At 61.1% G+C, this 13746-nt stretch carries 15 protein-coding genes; 4 read left to right on the top strand and 11 right to left on the bottom strand.

What is annotated here, in order from left to right:
- Positions 1-96 precede the first annotated feature (96 nt).
- Positions 97-1923: a hypothetical protein gene (locus CHH27_RS19785; RefSeq protein WP_094073118.1), complete on the top strand. Its 1827-nt coding sequence runs from the start codon at positions 97-99 to the stop codon at positions 1921-1923.
- A 176-nt stretch (positions 1924-2099) separates the two neighbouring features.
- Positions 2100-3788: a methyl-accepting chemotaxis protein gene (locus CHH27_RS19780; RefSeq protein ID WP_094073117.1), complete on the top strand. Its 1689-nt coding sequence runs from the start codon at positions 2100-2102 to the stop codon at positions 3786-3788.
- 160 nt (positions 3789-3948) lie between these two features.
- Here CHH27_RS19780 and coaA read toward each other — a convergent pair whose 3' ends face one another.
- From coaA to hisB, 8 genes are read right to left on the bottom strand one after another with little or no spacing between them, the layout of a single operon-like run.
- Entirely contained in the window at positions 3949-4914 is a 966-nt protein-coding gene (gene coaA / locus CHH27_RS19775) for a type I pantothenate kinase (RefSeq protein ID WP_094073116.1), read from the bottom strand.
- A gap of 33 nt (positions 4915-4947) precedes the next feature.
- Positions 4948-5271, bottom strand: coding sequence for a phosphoribosyl-ATP diphosphatase (locus CHH27_RS19770; RefSeq protein WP_094073115.1), 324 nt, complete (start codon positions 5269-5271; stop codon positions 4948-4950).
- Between the two features lie 34 nt (positions 5272-5305).
- Positions 5306-6085 carry an imidazole glycerol phosphate synthase subunit HisF gene (gene hisF, locus CHH27_RS19765; protein WP_094073114.1) on the bottom strand — a complete coding sequence of 260 codons (780 nt, stop codon included), beginning with the start codon at positions 6083-6085 and terminating at the stop codon, positions 5306-5308.
- Positions 6082-6825 (bottom strand): 1-(5-phosphoribosyl)-5-[(5-phosphoribosylamino)methylideneamino]imidazole-4-carboxamide isomerase, encoded by a 744-nt coding sequence (hisA, locus tag CHH27_RS19760; RefSeq protein WP_094073113.1) that lies wholly within the window; start codon positions 6823-6825, stop codon positions 6082-6084. The genes hisF and hisA overlap by 4 nt, the downstream gene beginning before the upstream one ends.
- A gap of 6 nt (positions 6826-6831) precedes the next feature.
- The gene (locus CHH27_RS19755; RefSeq protein WP_094073112.1) at positions 6832-7119 is read right to left on the bottom strand and encodes a DUF1330 domain-containing protein; all 288 of its coding nucleotides are present in this window, start codon (positions 7117-7119) and stop codon (positions 6832-6834) included.
- Positions 7120-7136: 17 nt separating this feature from the next.
- Positions 7137-7790: an imidazole glycerol phosphate synthase subunit HisH gene (gene hisH / locus CHH27_RS19750; protein ID WP_094073111.1), complete on the bottom strand. Its 654-nt coding sequence runs from the start codon at positions 7788-7790 to the stop codon at positions 7137-7139.
- The gene (locus CHH27_RS19745) at positions 7787-8287 is read right to left on the bottom strand and encodes a DUF2628 domain-containing protein (RefSeq protein WP_094073110.1); all 501 of its coding nucleotides are present in this window, start codon (positions 8285-8287) and stop codon (positions 7787-7789) included. The genes hisH and CHH27_RS19745 overlap by 4 nt, the downstream gene beginning before the upstream one ends.
- A gap of 14 nt (positions 8288-8301) precedes the next feature.
- Entirely contained in the window at positions 8302-8895 is a 594-nt protein-coding gene (hisB, locus tag CHH27_RS19740) for an imidazoleglycerol-phosphate dehydratase HisB (RefSeq protein ID WP_094073109.1), read from the bottom strand.
- 318 nt (positions 8896-9213) lie between these two features.
- Between hisB and CHH27_RS19735 the strand changes: the two genes are divergently transcribed.
- The gene (locus tag CHH27_RS19735) at positions 9214-10062 is read left to right on the top strand and encodes an SDR family oxidoreductase (protein WP_094073108.1); all 849 of its coding nucleotides are present in this window, start codon (positions 9214-9216) and stop codon (positions 10060-10062) included.
- 82 nt (positions 10063-10144) lie between these two features.
- A complete protein-coding gene (gene pyrF / locus CHH27_RS19730) occupies positions 10145-10891 on the top strand; it encodes an orotidine-5'-phosphate decarboxylase (RefSeq protein WP_094074882.1) in 747 nt (248 codons plus the stop codon).
- 61 nt (positions 10892-10952) lie between these two features.
- On the opposite strand, the gene CHH27_RS19725 is transcribed toward pyrF, so the two are convergent.
- The 3 genes from CHH27_RS19725 to rocF all read right to left on the bottom strand — a co-directional run bounded on the left by CHH27_RS19725 (position 10953) and on the right by rocF (position 13615).
- Entirely contained in the window at positions 10953-11504 is a 552-nt protein-coding gene (locus CHH27_RS19725; protein WP_094073107.1) for a hypothetical protein, read from the bottom strand.
- A 147-nt stretch (positions 11505-11651) separates the two neighbouring features.
- On the bottom strand, positions 11652-12737 hold the full coding sequence (locus CHH27_RS19720) for an ornithine cyclodeaminase (protein ID WP_094073106.1): 1086 nt from the start codon (positions 12735-12737) through the stop codon (positions 11652-11654).
- Between the two features lie 11 nt (positions 12738-12748).
- Positions 12749-13615 carry an arginase gene (rocF, locus tag CHH27_RS19715; protein ID WP_247646309.1) on the bottom strand — a complete coding sequence of 289 codons (867 nt, stop codon included), beginning with the start codon at positions 13613-13615 and terminating at the stop codon, positions 12749-12751.
- Positions 13616-13746 lie beyond the last annotated feature (131 nt).

Here is a 13746-nt window from a genome sequence, read left to right as displayed (position 1 = left end):
TATTGCCATTCGTTCACAGGCTGTGAAGACAAATGCACGACCATTCTGGTGCATTTGTCTTCACGGCCTAAACCCGCGCTCCCACGGAGATCGCTTATGCGGCTTGCTGCTGCCCGAACATTTGTCTTGCCCCGGCTGAAGGCCGGATTGCTGGCTGCCGCAAGCGCCACGCTGATTGCCACCGGCCCAGCCGCATTTGCCCAGACCGCGCCGGAAACCCTCAGGATCAACGTGGAACCGCCGGAACCGGGCATTCGCTCGATCACCGTCGACAAGAAATACCGTCCGATCATCAGCCGCGACGACAGAGGCGTTGTCATCGACACCCAGGGCAGCGGCGCATCGCGCCCGGGCTGTGACGTCAAACTGGAAGTGACGCTGGAAAACAGCCGTGTCCTGCACAGGGACGCCAATATCTGCTCCGGCAATACGCTCGTCGTCGACGTTTCGAGCGACGGCAAGCCCGGTGCGGTTGCCCGCGTGGTCGGAACCGACAGCGGCACCATCGCCGGTCCTGTGAGCCAGCCCACCAGCGAGCGCCCGCAGGCCACGGTCTTGCCGCCCCAGGGACAGGGTGAAAACTCTTCGATTACCGAGATCAAGCCGCCGGAGGACGGTGGTGTGCTCAAGCCACTCGAGCAGGTCAACACGCCGATCTCGACTGGACAGGACGGAACCTCGACGGCCTCGCTCCCCAACACCGATTTTGAAACCACCGTCCGGGATACCATCAACGGCCCGGCCAACAGCCAGCCCGTGCTGGTGACCGCCAACGAAGCACGCCAGTGGCTGGCCGAACCCGGTTCGCAACCAGGTTCCCCCTCCATGCTGCAGCACGCGGTGCCACAGACAGACGACCGGGACTTCCGGGCAGACTGCAGCACCCAGTCCGGCTTTGCAAAAATCACGTTCCAGCAAGCACCCCAGGGCCTTCTGGAAGGCATGCCGCAGGCGGTGCGCATCACGGCGGGCGACTTCAACGCGACGTACAACGCCTTCGGGTCCTCAAGCGCCAATGAAGCCGGCGTCTCGCTGCCGGAAGTCAATATCGAGATGACCGACCCGCTCTGGGAGGCAATGATCCGTCAGTCCGAACTGTCCATCGCCGTGGAAGGCCTGCCCGCTCACAGCGTCTCGCTGAAGGGCAGCGCCAATCCGGTGCGGCTGTTTGTGGCAACCTGTTCCCTGCCGCAGCAGATTGTCTCTGACGACGCCTTCGGCGCCAATGCCGAGGAGCCGAGTTCCGACCTTTCCTGTTCCGAATTGGGCCGTGTGCGCTCCCAGGAGGCTGTCCGGCCCGGCCAGATTGTCTTCCGCAATGCCAGCCAGCAGCCGATCGAAGTTCACTGGGTCGATTATCGCGGCGGTGAACGGCCCTATGCCCGGCTTGAGCCGGGGCAGATCCTGGAGCAGCAGACCTATGTCTCGCATGCCTGGACGGTACGTGGTTCGGGCGGCGAGTGCCGCGGGATCTATGTCACGCGCACGCCTTACCGCGAGGTCGTGATCCAGGGCCCGCCCAGTTTCAACGCGCCCGGCAACAACGGCTTCGGCGCCGGCGACACCTGGGGCAATCCGAATGGCGGCTTCGACGGACAACCCGGCAACGGCTTTCCGGCCGGTCCACTTCCGCCGGGATCGATCGAAGGCAACAACCAACCGGTCTTCCAGCCACAACAGACGGCCAGGGCCAATGTCGCGGATTATCTGTGCACCGCCGGGATCGACCTGAACGTGGTGTTCACGCCGGACATGTCGAGTGCCACGGTCGCTGAAATGGGATATGGCGCCGTCACCCTGCAGCGGCAGGGCGGCGCGAACACGTTCTATTTCGAATCACAAGGTCATGTGCTTAAGGGTCAGCTTCAGAACGCGACCTGGTCACGACCGGGCCTAAGAGATGTATTTTGCGCCAGACGCTAACGATTTAAAGCTGAATTATTCAAGTAAAGCACGCTAAAGTTGCGCTCTTCTGCGTCATTCTGTCCAACTGATTCAGTGATCGATCCAATTTTACTCAAATTGGCTCAAGCTTAAGCAATTGGTCAATAATTTCACGCGATCCTCGACGGACACTACCCAAGAGGAATTGCAAGACCATGTCGTTCGCACGTTGGCCCATTACCTGGAAGATCAGTCTTCCGATCGCAACCATTCTCGTCTTCACCGCTGCCATCTGCGTCGTCAGCCTGAACAGCCTTTACAGCGCCATGTTCGCCGAGCGCATGGCCAAGATCGAAGACATGTCGAATGGCGCGGTCGCGATTGCCGCCCATTACCACGCCCTTGAAAAAAACGGCACGATGAGCCGTGAAGAGGCTCAGGAAGCAGCGAAAACAGCCATTGGTGCCGTACGTTTCGAAGGCGACAACTACCTCTTCGTCTACAATGTTGACGGCACCAACCTGATGCATCCGAAGACTACGCTTATCGGCACCAACATGATGGACTTCAAGGACAAGACAGGCGTCCCCATCATCAAGGAACTGATCAAGAAGGCGAATGCCGGTGGTGGGTCGCTGCTGTACTACTGGCCGCGTGCCAACAGCGAGGTCGCTATTGCGAAGTATGGCTGGGGCGCCGCCTACAAGCCATGGAACTGGATGATCGGCACCGGCGTCTATGTGGACGACATGGATGCCGCCTACTGGAGCGCTGCGACGACCATTCTGGCGCTTGCCGCCATCGGGGCCCTGATTGCCATCGCGATCGCGATTGTGGCGGTCCGCAACACGGTTGGCCCGCTGCGCGCCCTGACCAACAACATGAACACGCTCGCCGACGGCAACACCGATATCGCCATAGAAGGCGCTGACCGCGGCGATGAAATCGGCCAGATGGCCTCTGCCATGGAAATCTTCGTGCGCAATGAGCGCGAACGCCGGTCCCTGGAAGACCAGCAGAATGCGGCCCAGGAAGACACGGCCCGCAAGGGCGCCGAGATCCAGCAGCTCAGTGGCGATTTCGACCAGCAGATCATGGAGATGCTCAACATCATCGACAGCTCCGTTCAGAACCTGCAGGCAGCCTCTGCCGACATGACCGGCGTTGCCGCCCAGACCACCGAGCAAAGCGGACTGGTGTCCAACGCCTCATCGCAAGCCGCCCACAATGTGGAAACGGTGGCGGCCGCAGCCGAAGAGCTGTCCGCCTCCGTCAATGAAATCCGTCGCCAGGTGCAGTCTTCCAGCGAGATTGCATCGCGTGCCGCCAACGAGGCCCAGTCGACCAACCAGCGCATGCATGGCCTGTCGGAAAGCGCCAGCCGCATTGGTGAGGTCGTGACGCTCATCCAGGCGATTGCCGAACAGACCAACCTCCTGGCACTCAATGCCACCATCGAGGCGGCCCGCGCCGGGGAAGCCGGCAAGGGGTTTGCGGTTGTTGCTGCAGAAGTGAAGGAACTGGCCAACCAGACGTCCAAGGCAACCGAGGAGATTTCCAGCCAGATCACCGCGATCCAGGAAGAAACCGGTCACGCCGCAAGCGCGATTTCGTCGGTGACCGAGATCATCAACAACATGAACGAGATCGCCTCTTCCATTGCCTCTTCCGTCGAGGAACAGGGCGTGGCCACACAGGAAATCGCCAGCAACGCGACCGAAGCCTCGCGCAGCACGGTGGAAGTCACGACCAACATCGAGACCGTTGCCTCGGCAGCCGAAAACACCCGCGATACGGCGGAAAAGGTCGACAGTTCGGCCCAGCAGCTGAAGGAAAACGCAGGCATGCTGCGCGACCAGGTCGGCACCTTCCTGCAGGAAGTGCGCAAGCGCTCGGTGGCCTGATCCAAAAACTGCCGGCAGGCGCCGCCAAAGGTGCCTGCCATACATTCCGCTTCATCCTGAGGAGGGCCAACGGGCCCGTCTCGAAGGATGAAGCTTTTTTGGTTGAACCGTCTGAGGTGCCTGCAAAAGGCACGACATCAGACCAGGGACGGCTTCGCGGTCAGATCTTGCGCAGGGCGACCTTGGAGATGCGGTGGCTGGCGTTCTTGGAGAGGATCAGATCCGCGCGTGGGCGGGTCGGCAGGATATTCTCCCGCAGGTTGACGAGGTTGATCTCGTTCCAGATACGCGTCGAGGTTTCGACGGCTTCCTCATCCGTGATACGGGAATACTTGTGAAAATAGGAGCCGGGATCGCGGAAGGCGGTCTCGCGCAGGCGCATGAAGCGGTCGACATACCACTTGCGCAAGAGATCCTCATCCGCGTCCATATAGACCGAGAAATCGAAGAAATCCGACACGAACGGGACGGCCAGGCCGTCTTTCGGCAATTCCCGCGTCTGCAGCACGTTGAGGCCTTCGACGATCAGGATATCCGGCCGGTCGACGGTGACCGTATGCCCCGGCATGACATCGTAATAGAAGTGCGAATAGACCGGCGCCCGAACGAAACGCTTGCCGGCCTTGATGTCTGACAGGAACTTCAGGAGACGCGGCCGGTCGAAGCTTTCCGGAAAGCCCTTCTTGGACATCAGGCCTTCGGCTTCCAGCACCGCATTCGGATAAAGAAAGCCGTCCGTGGTGATCAGGTCCACCTTGGGGCTGGCCGGCCAGCGGGCCAGGAGTTCGCGCAGCACACGCGACGTGGTGGACTTGCCAACGGAGACAGAGCCCGCAACACCGATGATGAAGGGGGTCTTGTTGTCTCTCGTGCCGAGAAAGTTCTGGGTGGCCTGGTAGATGCTGATCGTGGCCTCGGCATAAAAGGCCAGAAGGCGGGAAAGGGGCAGGTAGATGGTCTCGACCTGCTCCATCGACACCGGGGCATTCAGACCCTGAAGCTGCGCCACTTCATGGGCGTCCAGCGTCATGGGCGTATCGGCACGCAACCGGGACCACTGGCGCTCTGTGAACACCTGGTAGGGGGACAGATCCATGTCCAGGGCGGTTGCGACTTTCTGATCCATCACTCGCGCAGTCCCCGTTCAGCGGAACGCTTCTCAGTCTTGCGGCCGGGACGCCTTTTCTTCCAGTCCGGTCTGTCCCGTGCGGCGACCGAGTTCCTTCATAACATCCTGCAGCGGAACATTTGATACGTTCAGAACCACCAACAAATGATAAAGCACATCGGCGGCCTCGGCCGTCAACTCTTCCCGATCCTCTTGAACGGCGGCAATGGCCGCCTCGACCGCTTCTTCCCCCAGCTTCTGGGCGCATTTGGCAACGCCCTTGTTCACCAGCTTGCGCGTATAGGACTTTTCATCGTCGCTCGTTGCGCGCGCGGTCACAATGGCGTCGAGTTGCTCCAATGTGAAGTCGGTCATTCGGCTAGTCCCTTACGTCACCCGAAAGTATTGGTCAGGCGTCAAGACGCATCGGCACGCCGGCGTCGCTCATGTGCTGTTTGGCTTCGTGGATGGTGTATTCGCCAAAGTGGAAGATGGAGGCCGCCAGAACGGCCGTTGCGTGGCCGTCGCGCACGCCTTCGACCATGTGATCCAGAGTGCCGACCCCACCGGAGGCAATCACCGGCACCGGCACCGCATCGGCAATTGCCCGGGTCAGCGCAATGTTGTAGCCGGCCTTTGTTCCGTCCCGGTCCATGGAGGTCACCAGCAGCTCGCCCGCGCCAAGCTCTACGACCTTCCTGGCAAATTCAATGGCATCGATGCCGGTCGGATTGCGGCCGCCATGGGTGAAGATCTCGAATTTTTCTGGCTCGCCCGGCTGGTTGACCTGTTTGGCGTCAATCGAGACGACAATGCACTGGGCGCCGAACTTTTCGGCTGCCTCGCGCACGAAATCCGGGTTCTTGACGGCCGCGGTGTTGATCGAGACCTTGTCGGCGCCCGCAATCAGCAGCTTGCGGATGTCTTCCACGGTGCGCACGCCACCGCCGACGGTGACCGGCATGAAGCAGGCTTCGGCAGTCCGGCGGACAACATCATAGATCGTGTCCCGGCCCTCATGGCTGGCGGTGATGTCGAGAAAGCAGAGCTCATCCGCCCCGGCCGCATCATAGGCCTTGGCCGCTTCCACCGGATCGCCGGCATCGACGAGATCAACAAAGTTGACCCCCTTGACGACACGGCCGTCCTTGACGTCGAGGCAGGGAATGACACGGGCCTTGAGGGTCATGAGGCTTTCCTTCGTGCTGCCTGGATCAGATCCATGGCTTCTGCCGGATCGAGGCGTCCATCATAGAGTGCCCGGCCGGAAATGGCGCCTTCCAGAATGGCGCAATCCGGCTCCAGCAGCCGGTGGATGTCATCGATCGAGGCCAGGCCGCCCGAGGCGATCACCGGAATGGAGACCGATCGTGCGAGTTCAAGTGTGGAGGGAATGTTCAGGCCCTTCAACACGCCGTCGCGGTCGATGTCGGTATAGATGATCGCCGAAACCCCGGCATCCTCAAACTGTTTTGCAAGATCAATCGCGGTGAGCTCAGACGTTTCCGCCCAGCCTTCCACCGCAACATAGCCGCCCTTGGCGTCAATGCCGACGGCGACCTTGCCCGGGAATTTTTTGCAAGCCTCTTTGACCAGCTCCGGATCACGCACGGCCACCGTGCCGAGGATCACCCGCGAAATGCCTTTTTCCAGCCAGGTCTCGATATGCTCCAGTGTGCGGATGCCGCCGCCAAGCTGCACCGGGTTCGCTGTCGCCGACAAGATGGCATCAACGGCTGCCCCATTGACGCTTTCACCGGCAAAGGCACCGTTGAGATCAACCACATGCAGCCATTCAAAGCCCTGGTCTTCAAAGGCTTTTGCCTGGGCGCCGGGATCGTCGTTGAAGACGGTCGCCTGGTCCATGTCGCCCAGTTTCAGGCGCACACACTGGCCATCCTTCAGATCGATGGCAGGAAAAAGGATCATGACGTCTTACATTCCTTCCACGATGACGATCTCGCCATCGGCAACTTTCTGGCGGATTTTGACCGCCTCCTGATATTCGGGCGAATTGTAGCAATCGACCGCATGCTGGTAGCTCGGAAACTCGATCACCACGTTACGGGCCCGGCCGGCCCCCTCGATGGCGTTGGTCTTGCCGCCGCGGGCCAGGAAATTGGCGCCGAAACGCTCAAATGCCGGTTTCGCCGTTTCGACATAGGCCGGATATCCGTCCGGATCGCGTACATCGACGCGCGCAATCCAATAGCCTTTGCTCATGAAATCCTCCCGTTTGATTATGGTGCCCAGTCCAGGAAATTCGCGATCAGCTCCAGACCGAGCCGCTGGCTTTTTTCCGGGTGAAACTGGGTGCCGATCATGTTGTCCTTTGCGACCATCGCCGTAAACGTTCCGGCATAGTCGAATGTTGCAAGCCGGTCGGCGTCGTTGGCGCAGGCAAAGTGGAAGGAATGCACAAAATAGGCATGCAGTCCGTCCGGGCCGGTCTCGATCCCGGCGAAAACCGGATGGCTTTCAGCGCGCACGTCGATGGTGTTCCAGCCCATATGCGGGATCTTGAGCGCCGGGTCCGACGGTTTCATCTCCGAGACGTCACCGTCAATCCAGCCAAGGCCGTCAACGATCTCGAATTCCAGCCCGCGCGAGGCCATCAGCTGCATGCCGACGCAGATGCCGAAGAACGGTTTGCCCTGTTTCCGGACGGTTTCTTCCAGCGCTTCCGGCATGCCTTCAACGGCCCAGAGGCCCCGCTTGCAGTCGGCAAAGGCACCAACGCCGGGCAGCACGATCCGGTCCGCTTTCAGAACCCGCTCCGGGTCCGACGTGACGATGACATCCGGAACATGCGCGTGAGCGCGGGCCGCGCGCTCGAACGCCTTTTCGGCCGAGCGCAGATTGCCCGAGCCGTAGTCGATAATGGCTATTGTCATTGACGGGTCTCCGGACCGAGCGTCAGGCCGACCACCTGCTCACTGCCGACCCTTGGGACGATCGGCGGGCGGGCGGGTGCCTCGCGGTCTTGGCGAAGTCTTGCCGGGGACATCTGGTCCGCGGCCTTGTGAAGAAAACGAAGTTCGGCTTCCGCCTTGTTGACGGCATCGATGATACCGACCACACGCCAGCCCTTGCGCTCCAGCGACCAGCGGCGCAGCGCCTGTGCCTCGAAGGCAAACAGGAACGCGATCGTAAGCGCGATCACGCCCATCGCCTCCTGGCTGACGGCAAGCGCCAGCAGCTCGACCGCCAGCGTCACGGCGAGATAACCGAGCAGCACCAGCCACATCCGGTGCACAAGCAGCCAGATGATGGAAAACAGGAAAGCCAGCGCGGAAAAGCCGTCGGGAACAAATTCCAGCCGGTCCGTCTGGTTCGGGTCGCCCGCCAGATCGTCAAATTCGGGCGGCGCCATGACGACATAGGTGCTCATGGTCTCAAACTCACCTATCCGCCGAGCTGGCCCTTGGTGGTGGGCACCCGGTCCGCCTGGCGCGGATCGATCTCCACGGCCTTGCGCAGGGTGCGCGCGACCGCCTTGAAACAGGTCTCGGCAATATGATGGCAATTGGAGCCATACAAATTGGCGATATGAAGGGTGATCCCGGCATTCATTGCAAAGGCGCGGAAAAACTCCTCGAAGAGCTCCGTATCGAAGTCGCCGACCTTGTCCCGGTCGAAGGTCACGTCCCAGACCAGGAACGGGCGGCCGGAAACATCCAGTGCACAGCGGGTCAGCGCCTCGTCCATCGCCAGATGGGTATCGGCATACCGCGTGATGCCGGCCATGTCGCCCAAGGCACCAGAGATTGCCTGGCCCAGGGCGATGCCCGTGTCCTCGACGGTATGGTGAAAGTCGATATGGGTGTCGCCTTCGGCGCGTACCTTGATGTCGATCAGCGAATGTCGCGCAAGCTGCTCCAGCATATGGTCGAAAAACCCGACGCCGGTCTGCACGTCATAGGCGCCCGTGCCGTCCAGGTTGATCTCGACCGCGATGCGGGTTTCCTTGGTGTCGCGCGATACACTCGCAGTGCGCATAAGCTGATGTCCTTAAGATTGGAAGAACCGGCGGTGTTGTAGCAGCCTGACACGGCTAAGAAAATAGCGACTTCGCAACGCAGCGGTACGGTTTGGCCAGGAAGCGCGTCTTCAAGGCCGCGCTACAGCACCTTGCCAGGGTGCGTCCACATATTCCCCCTCATCCTGAGGAGGACCCTTGGCACGTCTCGAAGGACGGGCTGCAAACTCCTGGCGCAAGCGGCCCATCCTTCGAGACGGATCTTGCGATCCTCCTCAGGATGAGGTGGTGTTGTGAGGCGTCGTTTTCAGAAAATGCGCCAACCTTAGGAGACAAGCATGTTCCAGAAAGCTGTTGCAGAAGGTGGTCTTGCCGTCGTGACCGGCGCCGCCAGCGGTGTTGGTCTTGTCGCCGCAACGCGGTTTGCCGAAGCCGGCCTTGGCGTGGTCCTGGCTGACCTGCCAGGCGAAGCCCTTGAAACGGCGACCGAGACCATTCGTGCTGCTGCAAACGCAGAGGCAACCGTCCTCGCCATCCCGACCGATGTCTCCGACATGGATCAGGTCGCAGCGCTCGCCGACAGGGCGTTCGCGGCGGGTCCTGTTGCCGTTCTGATGAACAATGCCGGGATCAGCCTGCCGACAAAGGCCTGGAGCGAGATGGACAACTGGGCCCGGCTGATGGACATCAACTTCTTTGGGGTCCTCAGGGGTGTTCAGGCCTTCACGCCGCGGATGATAGAGGCAAACCGTCCGGCGGTGATCATCAATACCGGCTCCAAGCAGGGCATTACCACGCCGCCGGGCAACCCCGGCTACAATGCCAGCAAGACAGCCGTCAAAGTGCTGAGCGAGCAGCTGGCCCACGAGCTGCGCGAAGCCGGCGCACCGATGTCCGTGCACCTCTTCGTGCCCGGCTTCACCTATACCGGCATGATCCAGAAGTTCATTCCGGAAAAACCGGCTTCTGCCTGGACCAGCGAACAGACGGTCGACTACTTCATCGAGCGGATGTCGGCAGGAGACTTCTACGTGCTCTGTCCCGACAATGACGTCGACAGCACCCGCGACAAACGCCGGGCAGAATGGGCGATCGGCGACATCATCAAGAACCGGCCTCCGCTCAGCCGCTGGCATCCGGACTACAAGGACGCCTTCGCGGACTTCGAAAAATCGGGAAAAAACTGACCAACGCGGCAAAATCTGGCGCGAGTCGCGTCTTGGTGGTATGGACGGGGCGCCCAGCTGAAAATTGAAGGATCTGAAATCCATGCCGACGAGCCCGTTCGCCCCCAAGACCGCCCTCGACCGCCTCATGCTGCCCGTGGATGTGCCCACGGTTGCTGACGCGGAAAGGCTGGTGAAGCAGACGGAAGGCAAGGTCGGGGTCTACAAGATCGGCATGGAACTGCAATTTGCCGGTGGACTGGAATTCGCGCGCGACCTCGCCAGCGACGGCAAGAAGATCTTTCTCGACGTCAAGCTGCACGATATCGACAACACGATTGAAAAGGCGGTCCGGAACGTTGCCAAGATGGGCATGACCTTCATGACGCTGCATGCCTATCCGAAAACCATGCGGGCGGCGGTAAAAGGGCTTCTGGCCGAGGGCAATCCGGATCTCTGCCTGCTGGGTGTGACCGTGCTGACGTCCATGGACGAGCAGGACCTTGTCGATGCAGGCTATCGCGGGCCTGTCGCCGATGTGGTTGCCGAGCGGGCTCGGGACGCCCGCGCGGCCGGCATGGGCGGTATTGTCTGCGCGGCGACGGAAGCCACCAGGATGCGCGAGATCCTCGGCGATGAGCTGGTGATCGTCACCCCAGGTATCCGGCCTGCCGGCAGCGCAGCTGGTGACCAGCGCCGCGTGATGACGCCGAAGGATGCCATTGAAGCCGGCAGCGACTATCTGGTGGTCGGCCGCCCGATCAGCCAGGCAGCAGATCCGGGTGCTGCAGCCGATGCGGTGGTGGCTGAGATCGAGGAAGCGTTGCAGGGCACAGAGTCAGCGGCCTGACATCCAGTCAGATGTCATGCCGCGCGTCTGCCCTCCAACCCTAACCCTACACAATATGCGTTCAGTCTATGACTCCACTGACCGGAAAACCGCATTGTTCGGCCACCTTGCGGTAGGATGCAGTGAACCCGCTTAAAGACGCTGAATAGACCAGCCCGCTCGGCCCGACGATATCGATCTGGCCGTTGCGCTGCATCGCCTGCAACACCCGCTGATTGTCCTCGAACGGAAAGTCGGTCTGCGCATAGGCAAAGCCTTCCTGATCGAAATCGGCATGGACAGTCGCGGTGGCGCTGTCGCCGTCATCGAAGATGAAATTGACGGTCTCGCCGTTTTTCAGAACTGTCGCGTGGCCCCGGATCGCGCGCTCGTTCAATTGAACATTCGGAAACACATCTGGTGGCAGCGCGTCTCCATTGGAGATCGTGAAACCGACGGTCGGCTCGCCGTCGCCGCCTGTCCACATGGAGCAGGTGATCCGCAGATCCTCTCCGGTGTCGACCGTGACAACCAGGACAGTCCAGTCCTTGTAGTCATAATACTGGTCTTTCGCCTGGGCTCCCGTGGCACCCAGGACAAGAGCGCCTGCCAGAACGGCCCGTCTGAAAATCATGTCCCAACCCCTTGAGTATTCATTCCCTTCCGAAAACGCCGTCAGTTAACACTGATTTGGTCGACCGGCGAAAGGCTGCCCGACAAAAAGAAACCACCGCCGGAGCGGTGGTCAAGGTTGCTACAATCACGTGATTTTTCTGAAAGGTCACGCGGCCTGATTGTCGCCATTGGCGCCGGAGCGCAGCAGCATGCCATAGAGATCACGGGGGTCGTCCGGGTCGGCGAGCAGGTCGAGTTTCTCGAAATGGCCGGTGCCTGGCAGCATGTCGTGCACATACCGCAGAGCGGCAAAGTCTTCGATGGCAAAGCCGACGCTGTCGAACAGCGTGATCTGGTTCTCGGAGGTCCGGCCGGCCGCCTTGCCGGCATAGACCTGCCAGAGCTCGATCACCGGATGGTCGTCTGCGAGCTGCTGGCATTCGCCTTCAATGCGGGTCTGCTCCGGGAATTCGACGAAGATGTCGGAACGCAGCAGGATGTCCTTGTGCAGCTCGGTCTTGCCCGGGCAGTCGCCGCCAACGGCGTTGATGTGCACGCCCGAGCCGACCATGTTGTCGGTCAGAATCGTGGCCAGTTTCTTGTCGGCCGTCGCTGTCGTGATGATCTGTGCGCCTTCAATCGCATCTTCCGGCGTCTTGCAGATTGTCACATTGATACCGGAACCGGCCAGGTTGCGCGCCAGGCGAATGCTGGCTTCCGGCTCGACGTCATAGGCGCGGATTTCGGTGATGCCGAGTTGGTCCTTGAAGGCCAGGCACTGGAAATCGGACTGGGCGCCATTGCCGATCACCGCCATGGTGGTCGAGCCTTTCGGCGCCAGATATTTCGCGGCCAGTGCGGAATTGGCGGCCGTGCGCAGGGCCGTCAGGATGGTCATCTCGGTCAGGAGCAGCGGATATCCGGTGGTCAGATCGGAAAGAACGCCAAAACCGGTCACGGTCTGCATGCCCTCGCGGGTGTTGCCCGGATGGCCGTTGACATATTTGAAGCCGAAGGTCTTGCCGTCGCTGGTCGGCATCAGTTCGATCACACCCTGGGGCGCATGCGCCGGAATGCGCGGGATCTTGTCGAAGCTTTCCCAGCGCAGGAAGTCCTCTTCGATATAATCGGCAATGCCACGCATGACGGTCTCGACACCCACGGCACGCACATTGCGCATCATGTTGTCGACGCTGACAAAGGGCACATAGGCCAGATCGGACGGAGCGAGGTTGATGGGGCTTTTTGTCATGGTCCGGTCCTTTAAAAACTTCTGGTCGGGCGGTCGAAGACCCGGCGGCCGAACAGGCTGCCGGTCAGGTCGACCATGAGACGCGCGGTTTTTCCGCGTTCGTCCAGGAAAGGGTTGAGCTCGACGAGATCGAGCGAGGTGACAAGGCCGCTGTCGTGGAGCATTTCCATGACCAGGTGGGCCTCGCGGAAGGACGCCCCGCCCGGCACGGTCGTGCCGACGGCCGGTGCAATGCCGGGATCGAGGAAATCGACATCGAGGCTGACATGCAGCAGGCCATTCTCGGCGCGCACCCGCTCCAGGAACGGCCGCAACAGGTTGTGGATGCCTTCCTCGTCAATGCGGCGCATGTCGCTGACGCCGACGCCATGGTCGAGCAACAGCTTGCGCTCTTCATCGTCAATGGAACGCACACCGAGGATCTCGACATTTTCCGGCTTGAGGGTGTGCTCGAACGGAGCGCCAAGCATGTCGTCAAAGCCCGGCAGGCCGCACAGAAACGCAAGCGGGGTGCCGTGCAGGTTGCCACTGTCCGTACTGTCGAAGGTGTGGAAGTCCGAATGGGCGTCGAGCCACAGCACGAATAGCGGCCGGTTCTGCGCCGCCGCAGCCCGCGCCTGACCGGAAACGGTGCCAGCCGCCATGGCATGGTCACCACCCAGATAGACCGGAACCACCGGCGCTTCGCCGAGTTCAGCTGCCTTGTCGTGCAGAGATCGCGTCCAGGCCACATAGGCCGGGTAGTTCTTCAGAACCGGGTTCGGCGGCGTCAGCTTGCCAACATCCGCGGGCTGCAGGTTACCGTGGTCAACGACGGTATGGCCCAGCGCCTCCAGTGTTTCGGCAAGGCCTGCTGTCCGATAGGCATCCGGCCCCATCAGGCAGCCACGCTGGCCTGCGCCTTCATCCACCGGCGCGCCGACCAGGACGATCTGTTTCTTGACGACGTTCACGAGTTTCTCCGCCCGAATTCGCTTTCCGGGACTGTGCTAAAACGTCGCGGCGGAGT

The organism is Labrenzia sp. VG12, assembly GCF_002237595.1.
Lineage (GTDB): Bacteria > Pseudomonadota > Alphaproteobacteria > Rhizobiales > Stappiaceae > Roseibium.
This window is presented reverse-complemented; position numbering and strand designations above follow the sequence as displayed.

What these genes read in the sequence shown, in the direction of transcription:
- CHH27_RS19785 (WP_094073118.1), top strand. Translation starts at nt 97, where the DNA reads ATGCGGCTTGCTGCTGCCCGAACATTTGTCTTGCCCCGGCTGAAGGCC.
- CHH27_RS19780 (WP_094073117.1), top strand. Translation starts at nt 2,100, where the DNA reads ATGTCGTTCGCACGTTGGCCCATTACCTGGAAGATCAGTCTTCCGATC.
- coaA (WP_094073116.1), bottom strand. Translation starts at nt 4,914, where the DNA reads ATGGATCAGAAAGTCGCAACCGCCCTGGACATGGATCTGTCCCCCTAC.
- CHH27_RS19770 (WP_094073115.1), bottom strand. Translation starts at nt 5,271, where the DNA reads ATGACCGACTTCACATTGGAGCAACTCGACGCCATTGTGACCGCGCGC.
- hisF (WP_094073114.1), bottom strand. Translation starts at nt 6,085, where the DNA reads ATGACCCTCAAGGCCCGTGTCATTCCCTGCCTCGACGTCAAGGACGGC.
- hisA (WP_094073113.1), bottom strand. Translation starts at nt 6,825, where the DNA reads ATGATCCTTTTTCCTGCCATCGATCTGAAGGATGGCCAGTGTGTGCGC.
- CHH27_RS19755 (WP_094073112.1), bottom strand. Translation starts at nt 7,119, where the DNA reads ATGAGCAAAGGCTATTGGATTGCGCGCGTCGATGTACGCGATCCGGAC.
- hisH (WP_094073111.1), bottom strand. Translation starts at nt 7,790, where the DNA reads ATGACAATAGCCATTATCGACTACGGCTCGGGCAATCTGCGCTCGGCC.
- CHH27_RS19745 (WP_094073110.1), bottom strand. Translation starts at nt 8,287, where the DNA reads ATGAGCACCTATGTCGTCATGGCGCCGCCCGAATTTGACGATCTGGCG.
- hisB (WP_094073109.1), bottom strand. Translation starts at nt 8,895, where the DNA reads ATGCGCACTGCGAGTGTATCGCGCGACACCAAGGAAACCCGCATCGCG.
- CHH27_RS19735 (WP_094073108.1), top strand. Translation starts at nt 9,214, where the DNA reads ATGTTCCAGAAAGCTGTTGCAGAAGGTGGTCTTGCCGTCGTGACCGGC.
- pyrF (WP_094074882.1), top strand. Translation starts at nt 10,145, where the DNA reads ATGCCGACGAGCCCGTTCGCCCCCAAGACCGCCCTCGACCGCCTCATG.
- CHH27_RS19725 (WP_094073107.1), bottom strand. Translation starts at nt 11,504, where the DNA reads ATGATTTTCAGACGGGCCGTTCTGGCAGGCGCTCTTGTCCTGGGTGCC.
- CHH27_RS19720 (WP_094073106.1), bottom strand. Translation starts at nt 12,737, where the DNA reads ATGACAAAAAGCCCCATCAACCTCGCTCCGTCCGATCTGGCCTATGTG.
- rocF (WP_247646309.1), bottom strand. Translation starts at nt 13,615, where the DNA reads ATGGGGCCGGATGCCTATCGGACAGCAGGCCTTGCCGAAACACTGGAG.